Raw genomic sequence first — 15,904 nt, 5'->3', positions numbered from 1 at the left:
GCTCTTGGGGAGCGGAACGAGGGCGGGCATGACGAGCAAGACGATCGAGGCCGTCGACGGGGCCCCTGGCGAGCGGGAGCTGCGGCAGCTGCTGGCCGGACTGACCGCCGTACGGGACGGCGACTTCGGCACCCGGCTGCCGTCCGACGGCGAGGGCCTGCTCGGCGACATCGCCACGGTCTTCAACGGCATGGTGGACCAGCTGTCGGTGTTCACCTCGGAAGTGACCCGGGTGGCGCGCGAGGTCGGAACCGAGGGAACCCTGGGAGGTCAGGCCGAGGTGCCGGGCGTCTCGGGCACCTGGGCCGATCTGACCGACTCGGTCAACGCCATGGCGGGCAACCTGACCACCCAGGTGCGCGACATCGCGCAGGTGGCGACGGCGGTCGCCCGGGGTGACCTGTCGCAGAAGGTCGACGTTCCCGCGCGGGGCGAGATCCTTCAGCTGAAGGAGACCGTCAACACGATGGTCGACCAGCTCTCCGCGTTCGCCGACGAGGTCACCCGCGTCGCCCGCGAGGTCGGCAGCGAGGGACGCCTCGGCGGACAGGCGCAGGTGCCCGGTGTGGGCGGCGTGTGGCGGGACCTGACCGATTCGGTCAACTTCATGGCGGGAAACCTCACTTCCCAGGTCCGCAACATCGCCCAGGTGACCACCGCGGTCGCACAAGGCGACCTCTCACAGAAGATCACCGTGGACGCCCGCGGCGAGATCCTTCAGCTCAAGAACACCATCAACACGATGGTCGACCAGCTCTCCGCGTTCGGTGACGAAGTCACCCGCGTCGCCCGCGAGGTCGGCACCGAGGGACGCCTCGGCGGACAGGCGGACGTGAAGGGGGTGAAGGGCACCTGGCGCGACCTCACGGACTCCGTGAACTTCATGGCGGGCAATCTCACCGCGCAGGTCCGCAATGTCGCCCAGGTGGCCACCGCCGTCGCGCAGGGCGACCTCTCGCAGAAGATCACCGTGGACGCCCGCGGGGAGATTCTGGAGCTGAAGACCACCATCAACACGATGGTCGACCAGCTGTCGGCCTTCGCCGACGAGGTCACCCGCGTCGCCCGCGAAGTCGGCACCGAGGGCAATCTGGGCGGCCAGGCGATCGTCCGGGGGGCCTCCGGGACGTGGAAGGACCTGACGGACAACGTCAATGTGATGGCGTCGAACCTGACCGGCCAGGTCCGCTCGATCGCCAAGGTCGCCACCGCGGTCGCGCGCGGTGACCTGTCCCAGAAGATCACGGTCGAAGCCAAGGGCGAGGTCGCCGCCCTGGCGGACGTCATCAACACGATGGTCGACACGCTGTCCGCGTTCGCCGACGAGGTCACCCGCGTCGCCCGCGAGGTCGGCACCGAGGGACGCCTCGGCGGACAGGCGCACGTGCCGAACGTGGCGGGCACGTGGAAGGACCTCACCGACAACGTCAACTCCATGGCCAACAACCTGACCGGCCAGGTCCGCAACATCGCGCTGGTGACCACGGCGGTGGCGGGCGGCGACCTGTCGAAGAAGATCGACGTCGACGCCCGCGGCGAGATCCTGGAGCTGAAGACCACCATCAACACGATGGTCGACCAGCTGTCGTCGTTCGCCGCCGAGGTCACCCGGGTCGCCCGCGAGGTCGGCAGCGAGGGACGGCTCGGCGGGCAGGCGGAGGTCGAGGGGGTCGAGGGCACCTGGAAGCGGCTGACGGAGAACGTCAACGAGCTCGCCGGGAACCTCACCCGCCAGGTCCGCGCGATCGCCGAGGTGGCCAGCGCCGTCGCCGAGGGCGACCTGACCCGCTCGATCACCGTGGAGGCGTCGGGCGAGGTCGCCGAACTCAAGGACAACATCAACTCCATGGTGGGGTCCCTGCGCGAGACCACCCGGGCCAACCAGGAGCAGGACTGGCTCAAGACCAACCTCGCCCGGATCTCCGGGCTCATGCAGGGCCACCGCGACCTGCCCGTCGTAGCCGAGCTCATCATGGACGAGCTCGCGCCCCTGGTCTCGGCGCAGTACGGCGCCTTCTACGCCGCCGAGGACAGCGTGCGCGGGCCCGAACTGCGACTGGTGGGCTCGTACGGCTACCCCGACGACACCGACCGGCCCGAACGCATCCGGGTCGGACGCTCGTTGGTCGGACAGGCCGCGCGCAACCGCCGTGCCGTCACTGTGGAGGAGCTGCCGCCGGGCTACGTGACCGTCTCCTCCGGCCTCGGGCAGACCGTTCCCAAGGCCTTGGTGATACTGCCCATCGTGGTCGAGGACCTGGTCCTCGGTGTCATCGAGCTGGCGTCCGTCACCCGCTTCACCCAGATCCACCAGGACTTCCTCGCCCAGCTGATGCCGACCATCGGCGTCAACCTCAACACCATCGTGGCCAACGCCCGCACCGACGAGCTGCTGGACGAGTCCCAGCGGCTCACCGCCGAACTCCAGGCCAGGTCGGAGGAGTTGCAGGTCCAGCAGGAGGAACTGCAGCGCTCCAACGCCGAACTGGAGGAGAAGGCCTCCCTGCTGGCCTCGCAGAACCGCGACATCGAGGCCAAGAACCTGCAGATCGAGCAGGCGCGGCAGGAGCTGGAGACCCGCGCGCAGGAGCTGGCGCTGGCCTCGAAGTACAAGTCGGAGTTCCTGGCGAACATGAGCCACGAGCTGCGCACCCCGCTCAACAGCCTGCTGATCCTGGCCCAGTTGCTGGCGCAGAACCCCTCACGCAACCTCACGCCGAAGCAGGTGGAGTACGCGGGCATCATCCACTCGGCGGGCTCGGACCTGCTGCAGTTGATCAACGACATCCTCGACCTGTCGAAGGTCGAGGCCGGCAAGATGGACGTCACTCCGGAACGCATTCCGCTGCGCGAGCTGCTGGAGTACGTCGAGGTGACGTTCCGCCCGATGACGACGCAGAAGAGCCTGGACTTCGCGGTGGCCACCGCACCGGGCACGCCGGCCGATCTGCTCACCGACGGCTCCCGGTTGCGGCAGGTCCTGCGCAATCTGCTGTCGAACGCGGTGAAGTTCACCGAGCAGGGCGGTGTCGAGCTGCGTATCGAACCCGCCGCGGACCGGGAGGTGCCCATGGGCGTCCTCCGCGGCGGTCCGGTGGTCGCCTTCCGGGTCAAGGACACCGGGATCGGCATCCCCCAGCAGCAACTGGAGACGATCTTCGGGGCCTTCCAGCAGGCTGACGGCACGACCAGCCGCAAGTACGGCGGCACCGGACTGGGGTTGTCGATCACCCGGGAGATCGCCCATCTGCTCGGCGGCGCCGTCACGGTCGACAGCACGCCCGGCCAGGGCAGCACCTTCACGCTCTACCTTCCCGTGGCGCGCGCCGACTTCGAGGGCCTGCTCGACGGTGGCGGCCGGCCGGCCGACCAGCGGCACCCCTCCGCCGCCGAGCTGCCGCCGGCCTCCCCGGCGGACGCGCCTTCCGGCAAGGCTCCCGAGCAGCGCAGGCGCCGTCTGCTCGTCGTCGAGGGCCGGACGCGCGGACTGCTCAGCCTGGTCGCCGAACGCGCGGTCGCCGACCTCGCGCCGGACCCGGACAACCCGCTCGGGGCGATCGACATCATCACGGCGGTCGGGGCGCAGGAGGCGGCGAGCACCCTGGCCGCGGAGCCCTGCCACTGTGTCGTCCTGGAGCTCGGCATGCCGGACGACGAGGGCGCGCGTCTGCTGCGGGCCATGGAGGGCGACTCGGCGCTGGCCAGCGTGCCGGTGCTCGTGCACACCGGTCACCACGTGGACCTGGCCCAGGAGCAACTGTTGCGCTCCGGGGCCGACGGCCGCCCGCTCGACTTCCTCTCCAGCCTGGACGAACTGCGCGAGCGCATCACCCTGCACCTGTCCGCGGAGGAACCCGGGGACGTGTTGCAGCTGGTACGCGGCGAGGAACCCCAGCACGCGGTGGCGCAGGTCGTCGACAACGCCCTCGTCGGCCGTACGGTGCTCGTCGTCGACGACGACGCGCGCAACCTGTTCGCGCTCAGCGGTGCCCTGGAGCTGCACGGCTTCCATGTCCTGCACGCCGAGAACGGCCGCAAGGGCATCGAGACGCTGCTCGCCCACAAGGACGTCTCGCTGGTCCTGATGGACGTGATGATGCCCGAGATGGACGGGTACGCCGCCACCGCCGAGATCCGCTCGATGCCCCAGTACGCGGACCTGCCCATCATCGCGGTCACCGCCAAGGCCATGCCCGGGGACCAGGAGAAGAGCCTGGCGTCCGGGGCGAACGACTACGTCACCAAGCCGGTCGACACCAACGACCTCATCAGCCGCGTCCAACGCTGGCTGTCCCTGTGAGGGCCGGCCGAGCCGCCGTGCGCGGCAGCCGACCGTCCGGCGTCCTCGGACGTCCCGGCCGAGGAGCAGGTCAACCGTGAGCGACTCCCATCCTCCGGCAGAGCCGGAGACCGCCGAACTGCTGCCCGCCGACGGGCCTTTCTCGGGTCCTGTCGGCAGGCTGGCGGCGACCGTGGAACGGCTGCGCCGGGAGGTGCGGGCGGCTCAGGCCGAGGCGGACGGGCGTGCCCTGATCGAGCTGGCCAAGGGCATCCTCGTCGAGCGGCTCGGGTGCGGCCCGGCGCAGGCGGCCCGACAGCTCGCCGAGCTCACCGAGCAGGCCCGCCTGACCCCTCTCGAGTTCGCCGTCGAGGTCATCAACGAGGCCTCGCGCGACCGTCTCTCCGAGGTGACCGCCGCCTTCCTCGCCGGCACAGCGGGCCGTACCGAGGCCACCGAGCCGCCGGGCGGCGACTCCTCGGCCGTACGGCTGCGGGCCGCCGAGAGCGGTGCGCTGGCGGCTCCCGACGCCCAGGCTGTCGCCGAGTCGCTGATGGAACACGCGCTGCGTCCGCTCGGTGCGGAGGCGGTGGCCATCTGGGCGCTGGGCGGCGACGGCTCGCTCTCGCTGGCGGGCAGCGCCGGGTTCTCGGTCGGGGAGGCGGAACGCTGGCGGTACGTGCCGCCGGGTGTGGCGACCGTGGCGCGGCGCGGGCTCGGCGATCGGAGCGAGCACTGGATCGGCTCCCTCTCCGAGACCGGCCTGCCCTCCATCGGCCGGCACCAGCACCCCGACGGCGGCCGGGCCGCCGTACCGGCCGGAACGGGCGGCCGGATCCACGGCGTGCTGGAGATCGTGTGGCCCGCGCCGCTGGAGGCGCAGCCCCCGCAGATAGTCCGGCAAGTCGAGGCCCTGGCCGAACTGTGTGCGCACACGCTGGAGACCACGGCGCCGCCGCACCCCGACGGCGACGGGCGGCCCGGCGTCCTGCCGGACGTCACCGAGCTGACGGACCTGGCCGACGGGCTGCACGACCCCGCGCTGGTGCTCGTCCCGCATCTCGACAGCACCGGGGAACTCGTCGACTTCCGCATCCACCACGTCAACAACCGCTTCCTCGACCCGAGCGGCCGGCCCCGGGGCGTCGTCAACGGCTCGCTGCTGCTGGAGGCGTACCCGATGGCCGCCGACGAGAGCGAGCTCTTCGAGCAGATCGAACGGGTCTACGCCACGGGCGAGCCGTTCCGCGCCCGCCGGGTGCGGCTCACCACCCTGGTCGACGACGTCCCGCTGGCGGCGGTCGCCGACATCAACATCAGCCGGCACGGCGGCTGTGTCCTGCTCATCTGGCGGATGGAGGACGAGACCGCACGCCTGGCGAGCCTGCTGCAGCACGCCCAGCGCCTCGGCCGGATAGGCGGTTTCGAGGAGCATCTCCTCACCGGTGAGATCGCCTGGAACGTCCAGCTCTACGGCCTGTACGGCAGGCCCCCCACCAGCGGCCCGATCCCGCTGGAGGAACTGCCCGCCCACGCCCACCCGGACGACGCGGTCGCCATCGGCAGGTTCCTGCGCACGGTGCTGCATCACCGCCGCCCCGCCTCCGTCGCGTTCCGGCTCCAGCGACCCGACGGTGTCACCCGGCACATCCGCGTGGTGGCCGAACCGGAACTCGACTCCGACGGCCGGCTGTTCGTCGTACGGGGCGCCTACCAGGACATCTCCGCACACCACTGGACCGAGGTGGCGCTCGCCGCCACACGTGATCAGCTCGCCCACTCCGAGCAGCAGGCGAGCGAACGCAACCGGCTGGCCCTGCAGTTGCAGCACGCGATCATGCCTCCGGCCCAGGGCCCCCTGGACGCCCCAGGTCTCGAGGTGGCGGTTCGCTACCGCCCCGCGGAGACCCAGCATCTGGTCGGCGGTGACTGGTACGACGCCGTCGTGCTGCCGTCCCGGCTGGTGCTCCTGTGCGTGGGAGACGTCGCCGGACACGGCATAGACGCGGCCACCAGCATGGTCGTCCTGCGCAACGCGCTGCGCGGCCTGGCGGTGACGGGCGCCGGCCCGGCCCAGTTGCTGACCTGGCTCAACATGGTGACCCACCATCTGACCGGGGGCGTCACCGCCACGGCGGTCTGCGGCCTGTACGACCCCGAGCGCCACACGCTGCGCTGGGCGAGGGCCGGTCACCTGCCGCCCGTCCTCGTGCGCGGCACCGAAGCGACTCCGCTGCCCCTGGTGAAGGGCCTGCTGCTCGGCGCCGTCCCCGAGGCGACGTACGAGGAACATCAGGTCCAGCTCGCCGTCGACGACACCTTGCTGATGTACACGGACGGTCTGATCGAACGCCGGGACCGGCCCGTGGAGGAGTCACTGGCCCAACTGCTGGCGGCCGCGCGCACGGTCCGGCCCACGCTGGAACAGCAGTTGGACCGTCTGCTCACCTACAGCAGGTCGGACACGGACGACGACACGTGCATCGTGGGCGCGCGCGTGATCCAGCACGGGTGATCTAGCACGGGTGATCTAGCACGGGTGATCCAGAGAGCCCCGGCCGTCACGAAACGACCGGGGCTCCTCGGCTCTAGCCGGCCCGCGGATTACGGGAGTTGCACGAAGGGGGACAGGAAGGCGCGGGCGCCCGGGGTGTCCAGGCGGTAGGTCACATTCGTCGCGTAGCAGGGGGTGTCGCCGGTGATGGTGGTGGCGGCCAGGATCATCCTGCCGTTGATCGTGGCGAAGTTGGGGCCGCCCGAGTCGCCGTAGCAGGCACCTCCGTTGCCCTGCGGAGCGGTCATGGCCAGCCGTGCCCAGGAGTCGTTGAGAGCGTCGAAGGTGACGGGCGCCTTCATACGGACGCCGCCGCCCGGGTGGGTCTGCCCGCCGGGGCCGTTGACAGCCTCCTGCGTGCCGTACCCGGCGACGAGCCAGTCCGTGGCGTTCAGGGCCCGGGGGCCGAGCGCGCCGAGCTGGTTCTTGGTGGGCAGGGTGGCCGGAGTGAACGTCCAGCGGGCCTTGACCTGCGTTGCGGGCAGTTCGACCACCGAGATGTCGTGGGTGTCGGACGCGGGGCCGGGGAAGTCGGGGTGGCTGTGGGCCGTGCCCTGGACGGCCACGGCCTTGGCCTGGGCGGTCGGATCGCCGAGGTACTTCTTGGCGGCGGCGTCGAGACCGGCCTGCACGTCCTGGTCCAGCGACACGTAGAACTTCACGTTGTCGGGCCAGTCGGTGGTGCAGTGCGCGGCCGTCAGGAACGTGTTCGCGTCGATCATGGTGCCGGAACACACCCAGTCGACCCGGTCCGGTGTCGTGGGATCACCGTCGTTGTCCCAGGTGGCCACGAGCGCGCCGACCTCGGTGCGTTCGGGCGCGGGCGACGCGTTGTACGAGTTGATGGCCGAGGACGGCACCGCCGTGGCGAGCACGGCCGCACAGGCCGCAGCGGTGACGGCGGAGGCACGTATGGCTGACAAAAGAACTGACCCTTCTGCTGGTGAGCGTGGGTGTTCTCCTGCGGGGGGTGCGCACAGTGAAACGCCTGAGCGGGGCCGCGACAAGGGCGTGACCATGGCCTGAGGGTTTTCCCTACGTTCCCTGTGCCGAAAAAGAGCTCCCCCGTCTCCTGCGCGTCCAGGCATGATTCCCACCGGGCACGAGGAGGAGGCGCGACGCGTGCAGGAGCGGTACAGGCTGACGGATACGGGCGACGGCCATGTGTGGGGTGTGTGCGCCGAGGCGGAGGGGCTGTACAGGGAGCCGTCGCGCGGGACGTACGAAATGTTCGGCTGGGTTCCGGCCGGAGCCGAGGTGCGTGGCTGGGTCGGCAACCGGGTGTGGCTGGTGCCCGAGGACACGACACTCGATGCCTGGCTCCTGGAGGACGCCGAGAGCCTGGGGAAGTCCGCGGGATCGGACGGTCTCGTGCTCACGGGCCTGGACGACTACTCAGGCCCCCCCCGAGGGATACCGGGGTGCTGTCCGCCTGCATGACGGAGGACGGTGGCTGGGCTCGTGCCGGGAGTTCGCCCGCGTGCTTTCGCCCGAGGGGGTCGAACCCCCGCTCGTCCTGCGCGGGTTCCTCCCCAGTGATCGGCTCCGCCGGGCGCTGGCGACGGGGACCCGGCGGGCGCTTGACCTGGAGGAAGCCCGGCTGGAGGTGTGGGACGACCGGGGCGAGCCTCTCACCGACCGCCTCCTGCGGCCCAGGGTTCGCTCATGGCGCCCCTCCGCCCGCGGGACGGATCTGATCGATCTGGAGCTCGACGGAGACCTCGCGCCCGTGCCGGGCCACGCCCGCCCCGTCTGGGAGCGCTGGCTGGCCGGCCCGCCGGACGCTCCTGGCGCCTGGGCCGGGCTCGACACCCGGCAGCGCGGTGCCTGGCTCGACCTCGTCCGCGAGCGGGGCTGCCGGGTCGAGCACCAGGACCCGCCGGCGGGGCACACCTACGCGCTGGAGGGCCGCCACGTCACGGACGAACCGGGCCTCTATCTGGCGCTCGGCGAGGCCGTCAACGGGCCGGGCGGCTACTTCGGCGGCTGCCTGGACGCGCTCGTGGACTGTCTGCGCGGCACCTTCGGCTACACCGCCCCCGCAACGCTGCTCTGGCGGGACACCGCGGTCGCGCGCGAGCACCTGTCCCACGCCCTGACGCCGGAGGGCGAGCCGTACGACCTGATCGCCACCGTGCTCGAAGTCCTGGCCGAGGGCGGGATGCGCGTCACGCTCAGGTGAATCGGCGTCCGCCGTCGGCCGTGCGGATACCGGCTCACGTCGGGGCGAGGTCGCTGTGCACCATGTGGTGGTCCGAGACCAGGCTCCGGCGTACGTGGTGGTCGAGCGGCTCGAATCCGCGCAGGAAGATGTAGTCGAACTTGGTCTCCCAGTCGGTGGTCGGCGCGCAGCCGCTGGTCGGCGCGGGCCGGCACCGGGGGTCGGTGTCCGTGGCGAGGGCCCAGATCGGGGCGAGTTCGGGGGCGTCCGGTACGGCGTTGAAGTCGCCGAGGACGATGGCGCGGTCGTAGCGGGCGACATCCGCGGCGAGTACGGCGGTCTGGGCTGCCCGGAAGGTTTCCTGGCGTCGGTGGGCGAGGTGAGTGATGAAGACCCGGACGCGCTGGTCGCCCACCGTGGTCGTGACCGCCATGTACCCGCGGTCCTCGGATCCGCCGTCGGGGTACTCCACGCTGACCCGGTCCGTCATCGGCGCCGCCGACAGGACCGCCTGGCCGTAGCCCCCGGGACTCCACGGCACTCCCCCGCAGCGGCCCCAACTCCGAAGAACCGGCCCGTACTCGACGTCGTACACCAGCCCGTAGAAGGCCTCCAGATAGTGCCGGATCCTCTCGACGTCCCGGACGCACGCTTCTTGCAGCCCGATGACCTGGGGCGCGTAGGTGGCGATCTCCGCCGCCCGGTCGACGTTGCCCGTCTCGCAGGGGTTGCACATGTTCCACGTCATGACCCGGTTCGGTACGACCTCCCCGACGGCGTCGATCGGCAGTGGTCTCGCGAAGAGGCCACCGCTCGGCGCGCTCGGTCCGACGAGCGCCAGGAAGACCACGATCACGGCGCCCGCGAGCAGCCGCGAGCCTCTCTCCACCACCATCGCCTCCTCAACGGACGGACACCGCGTCCGACGTCGCCGAGCACGAGGCTATGAGATGGGGCTGTCAGCAACACGTGAGGTCCGTCGATGTGCCTGATCTCTCGCGGCGACGCGCGCAGACACACTCGCCACATTCAGGCCATTTCGCACCCCGGGCACCTCGGCCACCCCCGCACCCCGCGATCCGAGGGAAAGGCCCCTCACCTCCCCGACATCGCGGACCGCCCGGTCAATCAAGCCAGTGATTCAATAAGCAATTTGGTCCGAATTGAGGTCACGGTCGCGTTCTCTTTTATCCGCCCTGAAACGGAAGCGATATGACGGGTACTTCGAGTTCTTCAGCACCGCAACCAGAAGGGAGACACACCATGCGACCGATGACACGCTGGGCAATGACGGGAGGTCTGCTCACCGCAGCCCTGGCGGGTTCCATGAGTACGCCCGCCCACAGCGCCCCCGCTTCGCTGTACGCCCCCTCGGCCCTGGTTCTCACCACCGGCCAGGGCGAGAACGCCGCCACGGCGACGCCGGCCCGCGCGGTCACGCTGAACTGCGCGTACACCACCACGGGGACGCACCCCGACCCGCGCCGGGCCTGTGCGGACCTGGACCGTGTGAACGGGGACCTCGACCGCCTGGCCACCCTCCGCAGCGATGAGCCGGGACGGTTCTGTACGAAGGAATACCGGCCCGTCGTAGTCACCATCCAAGGGGTATGGCGAGGCACGCGGGTGAACTACGAGCACACGTTCGCCAATTCATGCCTCAAGGAAACCCACGGGGCTGCGGCACTGTCCTTCTGACCAGTGACGGCATCAGCGCCTCGCGCTGAACCGCCCGGTCCACAGGGCAGCGCCCTCGCCGAGAAAATCCTCTCGGCGAGGGCGCCGTGCAATTGCGCGGAATTCACTTACCACCGGAATTACCCGGGGTCAGGGGGTCCGGGACGCGAGGTACTCCTCCACCCCGGGCACGGTGTGCGCGTCCTCGACGTTCACCACCGCGCCCACCGCCTTGGCGTCCGGCTTGTGCACGTACGTCGACCTGCTGGCCGGCTGCGCCTTGTCGGAGAAGTCCTGTGCGGTGCCGAGGCCGACGTCGACGTTGGACTGTGCGCGGTGCGCCTTGACCACGTCCTCGCGGGCCAGGCTGCCCTTCTCGCAGGCCTTCTTCAGGTCGCCGCCCATCAACTGGGCGGCGCTGTAACCGGAGAGCACACCGGCGTCCACCAGGGAGTCCGGGTACTTCTTCTTGTACGCGGCGACCATCTTGCGGACCCCGTCCAGGTTGGAGCTGACGGCGGGCGCGGCGCTGACCACGTTCAGCATGGCGGTGAGGGCCGGCGCGGCCGGCGTCTTCATCAACTGCGGGGCGTAGCCGGGGGCGCTGCTGACGACGGGCACCTTCAGCCCCCGGGAGGCCGCGACCCCGACCAGCGAGGCGGTCTGGGCCGGTCCGGCGCTGATCAGGATCGCCTTCACGCCGTCCTTGCGCAGCGCCGAGACCTGTGCCGACAGGTCGGTGTCGGTCGCCTTGATCTTCTGTCCGACGACCTTCAGGCCCGCCTTCTTCGCGGCCCACTGCGAGCCTTCGAGGGCGTTCGCGCCGTAGTCGCCCTCGAAGTAGACGTGACCGATCATGTCGCCCTTGGCCAGGCCCTTGGTGCGGGTGAGGAAGTCGACGGCGGCGATCATGTCGATGTCGTAGGTGGTGCCCAGGACTTGCACGGACTCCCGGTCGAGCAGGGAGGCCGCCCACGCCTGCGGGAAGGTGAGCACCTTGTCCCGCTCGATGTCGTCGAGGAGGGCGGCCATCACGGGCGATCCGATGACCTGGGGCAGCGCCACGACGTCCGCGGAGATGTCTGCGTAGGCGGTGACAGCCTTCTGGACGTCGTAGCCGTGGTCCTTGACGACGATCTCCACGCGCCGGTCGCAGATGCCGCCGCGGGCGTTGACCTCGTCGGCCCACATCTGCTGCGCCTGAACGATGCTCTTGCCGAGGGTCGCGTAGGGGCCGGTGAGGTCCGTGAGGGCGCCGAGCTTGATGGTCTTGTCGGTGACTCCGGGGCCGGTCTTGACGCCGTCCGCGCTGTCGCCCGCGCTGTCTGAGGAGTCGGCCTTGGAGCTGCATCCGGTGCCGGCGAGCAGGAGGGCGGCGAGGGCCGCGGCCAGGAGCGTCCTGGTGCGCGGTGCGGCGCGGTGCGTGTGGTCGTGCGAGGGCTTCACGGGGTGGGCTCCTTGGCTCGTACGGCTGGCTCGGGTGAGGGTGTCGGGGAGGTGGCGTTCGGGGGTGGCGGGGCCGTCCGGGGGCGGCGCAGTCGGGCGCGCAGGCGCCGGACCAGTCCGTGCAGTCCGTCGGGGGCGAAGAGGAGGATCAGGACGATCGACGCGCCGTAGAGGTAGCGGGCCGCCTCGGTGGGACCGACCGTGCCGTCGGTGGTGCCGGGAGCGGCCACCAGCGGGAGTTGATCGGCGTAACGGGTCATCAGCAGGGGCAGTGCCGTGACGAACACGGCGCCGACGGTGGCTCCGGCGACCGATCCGAGCCCGCCGATGACGATCATGGCGAGGTAGTCCACCGAGAGCACGAGGCCGAAGTAGTCCGGCACGACCCGGCGGAAGGAGAGCGCGAGCATCACCCCGGCCAGGCCCGCGTACATCGACGACACCACGAAGGCCGCCGAACGGTAGCGGGAGACGTCGACGCCCATCACCGCGGCCGCGGTCTCGCTGTCGCGCAACGCCACCAGGGCGCGTCCTGGACGGCCGCGGAGCAGGCCGCGGGCGGTGAACCAGGTGACCGCGAACAGCGCGAGCCCCAGGTACCAGAGCCGTTCCTCGGCGCCGAACGGCACGCCCAGCAGGGTGAGTTCGGAGTCGGCGGAGAAGGAGAAGCCGCCCACTTCCAGCGGTGGCACCGAGCGGCCGTTGAAGCCGCCGGTGACGGAGTCGGCGGTGAGCAGGACGTGGTGGCCGAGGAAGACCAGGGCCAGGGTGGCGACGCCGAGGTAGATGCCGCGCACCCGGCCGGCGACGGGGCTGAACAGTCCGCCCGCCGCCCCTGCCAGCAGGACCGCGAGTACGGCGGCCAGCGGGGTCGGCAGCCCGGGGCCGGGTTCACCGGCCAGCCAGACGTAGCCGTAGGCGCCCACCGCCAGGAAGAAGGCGTGCCCCAGGGAGAGTTGGCCCGCGGTGCCGGACAGCAGGCCCAGGCCCACCGCGCCGACGGCCGCCGCCATCGAGAACAGTCCGATGCGCAGCCAGAACGCGTCGAGGTAGAACGGCAGCGCGCACAGGACGGTGACCGCCGCGATGGTCAGGCCGAGGCGGAGGGCGCGGGCTCGGGAGAGTGGCTCAGACACGGACCGCCGCCTTTCCGCCGAACAGCCCGGTGGGCCGTACGAGCAGCACCAGGACCATCACTGCGTAGGGGGCGACGTCGCCGAACCCCTCGCCCAGGACGTGCAGATCGGACTGGTAGCCGGCGACGAGCGCCTCGGTCAGGCCGATCAGCAGGCTGCCCGCGAGCGCGCCGGGCGGCGAGGCCATCCCGCCGAGGATCGCCGCCGGGAACGCCTTCAGGGCGATCTGCCCCGTCGTACGTTCCAGACCGGGCGCGGGGAACGCGGCGAGGAACACCGCCGCCAGGGCCGCCAGCGCTCCGGCCAGGCACCACGCGAGGGTGCGCACCCGCACCAGCCGTACTCCCATCAGGGCGGCCGCCTCGACGTCCTCGGCCGAGGCGCGCAGCGACAGGCCCCAGTTCGTGTACCGGAACAGGGCGAAGACCCCGGCGATGACGCAGGTGGACACCACGATCGCCGCGATCCGGCTGTCGGCGACGGTCACCGGGCCCAGCCCGCTCACCGCGTCGCCCCAGGGGTCGCCGAGCGAGAGCAGGTCACCGCCGATGCGCCGCGAGAGGTCGGTGAGGATGACGATGTCGACGCCGATGGTGACGATGGTCTGCACATGGGCGGCGTGCGGGTCCGCTCCCCCGCCCGCCTGGAGCAGGAAGCGGTCCATGGCACCGGCCACGGCGGCGGTCGCCAGGACGGAGACCGCGAGGGCCCCGGCGAAGCCGAGGTCGTCGTGGAGTACGGCGGTGAGGTAGCCGCCGAGCAGGAGCAGGGAGCCGTGGGCGAAGTTCATGACGCCGGAGGCCTTGAAGATGATCACGAAGCCCAGGGCGACCAGGGCGTAGACCGAGCCGAGGGCGAGTCCGTTGAACACGTTGTCCAGGAAGGTGGTCATGCCGCGTCCTCCTCTTCGGCGCCGGTGCCGAGGTAGGCGCGCAGCACCTCGGGGTCGCGGCGGACCTCGTCCGGGGTGCCGTGGGCGATGACGCGGCCGAAGTCGAGGACGGTGACCTCGTCGGCGAGCCGCATCACCAGCCCCATGTCGTGCTCCACCAGCACCACGGAGAGGCCGAGTTCGGCGCGTACGGCGTGGACGACCTCCACCGTGCGGGCGCGTTCGGCCGCGTTCATCCCGGCGACCGGCTCGTCCAGCAGCAGGACACTGGGCTCCAGGCACAGGGCGCGGGCGAACTCCACGCGCTTGCGGTCGCCGTAGGAAAGCAGGGTGACGGGGCTGTCGAAGTGCTGGGCGAGTCCGGTGAGTTCGGCGATCTCGCGGGCTCGGGCGAGGTGTTCTCGCTGCTCGCGGCGCGCCTGCGGCAGCCACAGCGCGCTGGCGGCGAACCCTGCCCTGGACAGGGCGTGGCGGCCGAGCATCAGGTTGTCGGCGACCGTGCCCTGGGTGGTGACGATGTTCTGGAAGGTGCGGGCGACGCCGAGGGCGGCGATGCGGTGGGGTGCGAGCCGGGTCAGATCGGCGTCGCCGAGGCGTACGGAGCCCGTGGCCGGGCGGCACAGCCCCGACAGCACGTTGAAGCAGGTGGACTTGCCCGCTCCGTTGGGTCCGATGAGTGCGTGGACGGAGCCTGGGGTCACGGTGAAGGACACCGCGTCCAGGGCGGTCAGCCCGGCGAAGCGGACGGTCACGTCCGTGACGGTGAGTTCGGGTGGTGGTGCGGTGGTACGGACGGTCACGCGGCTCCCTGCCCCTCGGTGGTTCCGGTGGCCTTGGCGACCCCGCTGGTCTCGGTGTCCTCGGGGTCCTCGATGTCCTTCGAGATGTCCGTGGGCTCTGCGGACTCTGTGGGCTCGGTGGACTCTGTGGATTCGCCCAGGTACAGCCGTCGTACGGCGTCCGTGCGGGCGAGTTCGTCGGCGGGCCCGGAGAGCCGGACCTCTCCGACCTCCAGGACGTGGGCGGTGTCGGCGAGGGACAGCGCCATGCCCGCGTTCTGCTCGACCAACAGGACGGCGGTGCCCTGGGTGTTGATCTCACGGATGACCTCGGCGATCCGGTAGACCATCTGCGGGGCCAGGCCCAGGGAGGGCTCGTCGAGCAGGAGCAGGCGCGGCGCGGCCATCAGCGCGCGGCCGATGGCGAGCATCTGCTGCTCACCGCCCGAGAGCAGCCCGGCGGCCTGCCGGGTGCGTTCGGCCAGTCGGGGGAAGAGCGCGAAGACCCGATCCCGGGCCTCGGCCACCTGGTCGGGGCGGCGCCGCCCGAGACCGAGGCCGCCGCTGCGCAGGTTCTCGTCGACGGTGAGCCCGGCGAAGACCCGGCGGCCCTCGGGAACCTGGACGACTCCGGCGCGCACCGCTGCGACCGGGTCGCGCCCGTCGAGTTCCGTGCCGCCGTAGCGGATACGGCCGGCCGTGACCGCGCCGCGGTGCAGGCGCAGGGTGCCCGAGACCGCCCGCAACAGGGTCGTCTTGCCGGCGCCGTTGGCGCCGAGCAGGGCGACGACCGAGCCGTGCGGGACGGTCAGGGACACGGAACGAAGGGCGGACAGGGCGCGCCCGTAGGTCACGTCGAGGCCCTCGACGTACAGGGCGGCCTCTTCGTCCGGTGGTGCTTGCGGCATCACGTCTCCTCGGGTCCGTGCCGTCCGGCACGGGTGGTTCGGGGGGAGGGGCAGCCCACGACAGCACGGGCG

General features: G+C 71.1%; 10 protein-coding genes and 1 pseudogene. 4 read left to right on the top strand and 7 right to left on the bottom strand.

Annotation, left to right across the window (positions count from 1 at the left end; translation table 11 throughout):
* Positions 1-28: 28 nt before the first annotated feature.
* The gene (locus tag ACIRD7_RS16630) at positions 29-4,300 is read left to right on the top strand and encodes a HAMP domain-containing protein (RefSeq protein WP_403453554.1); all 4,272 of its coding nucleotides are present in this window, start codon (positions 29-31) and stop codon (positions 4,298-4,300) included.
* 118 nt (positions 4,301-4,418) lie between these two features.
* Complete coding sequence (locus ACIRD7_RS16625) at positions 4,419-6,794, top strand: SpoIIE family protein phosphatase (protein WP_403453876.1); 2,376 nt, start codon at positions 4,419-4,421, stop codon at positions 6,792-6,794.
* 89 nt (positions 6,795-6,883) lie between these two features.
* Here ACIRD7_RS16625 and ACIRD7_RS16620 read toward each other — a convergent pair whose 3' ends face one another.
* Complete coding sequence (locus ACIRD7_RS16620; protein ID WP_403453553.1) at positions 6,884-7,756, bottom strand: trypsin-like serine protease; 873 nt, start codon at positions 7,754-7,756, stop codon at positions 6,884-6,886.
* Between the two features lie 163 nt (positions 7,757-7,919).
* Between ACIRD7_RS16620 and ACIRD7_RS16615 the strand changes: the two are divergent.
* Positions 7,920-9,015, top strand: a pseudogene (locus ACIRD7_RS16615) (barstar family protein).
* A 34-nt stretch (positions 9,016-9,049) separates the two neighbouring features.
* Here ACIRD7_RS16615 and ACIRD7_RS16610 read toward each other — a convergent pair.
* On the bottom strand, positions 9,050-9,889 hold the full coding sequence (locus ACIRD7_RS16610; RefSeq protein WP_403453551.1) for an endonuclease/exonuclease/phosphatase family protein: 840 nt from the start codon (positions 9,887-9,889) through the stop codon (positions 9,050-9,052).
* A gap of 368 nt (positions 9,890-10,257) precedes the next feature.
* On the opposite strand from ACIRD7_RS16610, the gene ACIRD7_RS16605 reads away from it, so the two are divergent.
* Positions 10,258-10,692 (top strand): subtilase-type protease inhibitor, encoded by a 435-nt coding sequence (locus ACIRD7_RS16605; protein ID WP_403453550.1) that lies wholly within the window; start codon positions 10,258-10,260, stop codon positions 10,690-10,692.
* Positions 10,693-10,821: 129 nt separating this feature from the next.
* Here the strand turns inward: ACIRD7_RS16605 and ACIRD7_RS16600 are convergent, their stop codons facing one another.
* Genes ACIRD7_RS16600 through ACIRD7_RS16580 form a run of 5 tightly spaced genes read right to left on the bottom strand, consistent with a single transcriptional unit; the run spans position 10,822 to position 15,832 of the window.
* Positions 10,822-12,117: an ABC transporter substrate-binding protein gene (locus tag ACIRD7_RS16600; protein ID WP_403453548.1), complete on the bottom strand. Its 1,296-nt coding sequence runs from the start codon at positions 12,115-12,117 to the stop codon at positions 10,822-10,824.
* A complete protein-coding gene (locus ACIRD7_RS16595; RefSeq protein ID WP_403453547.1) occupies positions 12,114-13,253 on the bottom strand; it encodes a branched-chain amino acid ABC transporter permease in 1,140 nt (379 codons plus the stop codon). Before ACIRD7_RS16595 ends, ACIRD7_RS16600 begins: the two co-directional genes overlap by 4 nt.
* Positions 13,246-14,145 carry a branched-chain amino acid ABC transporter permease gene (locus ACIRD7_RS16590; protein WP_403453546.1) on the bottom strand — a complete coding sequence of 300 codons (900 nt, stop codon included), beginning with the start codon at positions 14,143-14,145 and terminating at the stop codon, positions 13,246-13,248. The genes ACIRD7_RS16595 and ACIRD7_RS16590 overlap by 8 nt, the downstream gene beginning before the upstream one ends.
* The gene (locus tag ACIRD7_RS16585) at positions 14,142-14,945 is read right to left on the bottom strand and encodes an ABC transporter ATP-binding protein (RefSeq protein WP_403453544.1); all 804 of its coding nucleotides are present in this window, start codon (positions 14,943-14,945) and stop codon (positions 14,142-14,144) included. The genes ACIRD7_RS16590 and ACIRD7_RS16585 overlap by 4 nt, the downstream gene beginning before the upstream one ends.
* Positions 14,942-15,832 (bottom strand): ABC transporter ATP-binding protein, encoded by an 891-nt coding sequence (locus tag ACIRD7_RS16580; protein WP_403453543.1) that lies wholly within the window; start codon positions 15,830-15,832, stop codon positions 14,942-14,944. Before ACIRD7_RS16580 ends, ACIRD7_RS16585 begins: the two co-directional genes overlap by 4 nt.
* Positions 15,833-15,904: the final 72 nt, after the last annotated feature.

Source organism: Streptomyces sp. NPDC093568 (assembly GCF_044764945.1).
Classification (GTDB): Bacteria; Actinomycetota; Actinomycetes; order Streptomycetales; family Streptomycetaceae; genus Streptomyces.
The sequence above is the reverse complement of the archived record's forward strand: the minus strand, read 5'-3'. Positions and strand labels throughout refer to the sequence as shown.

Bases quoted from the DNA above. Each gene is read 5' to 3' on its own strand.
- ACIRD7_RS16630 (WP_403453554.1), top strand. From the start codon at position 29: ATGACGAGCAAGACGATCGAGGCCGTCGACGGGGCCCCTGGCGAGCGG.
- ACIRD7_RS16610 (WP_403453551.1), bottom strand. From the start codon at position 9,889: ATGGTGGTGGAGAGAGGCTCGCGGCTGCTCGCGGGCGCCGTGATCGTG.
- ACIRD7_RS16605 (WP_403453550.1), top strand. From the start codon at position 10,258: ATGCGACCGATGACACGCTGGGCAATGACGGGAGGTCTGCTCACCGCA.
- ACIRD7_RS16590 (WP_403453546.1), bottom strand. From the start codon at position 14,145: ATGACCACCTTCCTGGACAACGTGTTCAACGGACTCGCCCTCGGCTCG.
- ACIRD7_RS16580 (WP_403453543.1), bottom strand. From the start codon at position 15,832: ATGCCGCAAGCACCACCGGACGAAGAGGCCGCCCTGTACGTCGAGGGC.